Source organism: Escherichia sp. WS1450 (assembly GCF_046487395.1).
GTDB classification, from domain to species: domain Bacteria; phylum Pseudomonadota; class Gammaproteobacteria; order Enterobacterales; family Enterobacteriaceae; genus Escherichia; species Escherichia coli.
This window is the reverse complement of the sequence record NZ_JBJQJO010000141.1, coordinates 1-816: the sequence shown is the minus strand read 5'-3', so window position 1 is coordinate 816 and position 816 is coordinate 1. Positions and strand designations below refer to the sequence as shown.

Annotated in this window: 1 protein-coding gene and 1 pseudogene; one reads left to right on the top strand and one right to left on the bottom strand. The window is 47.2% G+C overall.

What is annotated here, in order from left to right; all coding sequences use genetic code 11:
* A pseudogene (locus ACJHYR_RS27975) lies at positions 1–392 on the bottom strand (sn-glycerol-3-phosphate ABC transporter substrate-binding protein UgpB); the annotation flags it as partial.
* A 170-nt stretch (positions 393–562) separates the two neighbouring features.
* On the opposite strand from ACJHYR_RS27975, the gene ACJHYR_RS27970 reads away from it, so the two are divergent.
* Entirely contained in the window at positions 563–748 is a 186-nt protein-coding gene (locus tag ACJHYR_RS27970; RefSeq protein WP_089581225.1) for a type II toxin-antitoxin system PemK/MazF family toxin, read from the top strand.
* The last annotated feature ends 68 nt before the right edge of the window (positions 749–816 follow it).

Sequence of the window (816 nt, the reverse complement as noted above, 5' to 3'; positions counted from 1 at the left end):
CTGTCGGAGTAGTAGCCTGAAACCGTCGGCACAAACTGCGACTCATCAAAGTTAATCCCCGCCTCTTTAAACACGTCATACACCGGTTTAATGGCTTTCGACGCCATCATGGTGGCGGTGCCAACTTCATAAACCTGCAAAATAGCCGGAGCGTTACCGGTACGAAATGCTGCGATCCCCGCACTTAAACTCTCTTCGTAGTTGCCTTTATAAGTCGGTATAATTTTGTAATCCGGGTTTTCGGCGTTAAAACGTTGGACCAGAGAATTCACCTCTTTACCCAGTTCCCCTTCCATAGAGTGCCAGAACGGAATGGTCGTCACTGCCTGTGCATTCCCCATTAACGTCAGTCCGAGCACCAGTGCTGAAGCTGTATAATGTAACGGTTTCATCGTTTATCTCTCTTGCTTGTTGTACCTGATGAGCGAATTCACACGTTTCATGCTCGTGGGATTAAATATCATGCCCGAATTGCAGAAAAATAACTTTTTTATTACATGTGTTAGACAGTAAAGTGTTAGAAAGATGACAGAGCAGTGACGGCACAGGTGAGACGTGGTGGATTGAATTTGATCCTGCTGTTGACAGTGAAATCCGCAAGACATGTCCGGCAGTGATCGTGAGCAATGACGCAGCAAACAGGAACCTCGCTCGAGTAGTCGTCGTTCCTCTGACCAGTAACACAGAGCGAGTGTATCCAAGTGAGGCTGTTGTGACCGTAGGTGTCAGAGCAGCAAAGCGATTGTAGAGCAGATTATGGCGGCGGATAAGTCCTGTCTCAAAACACATATTGGCTCGTTGTCCAAAGCAGATATG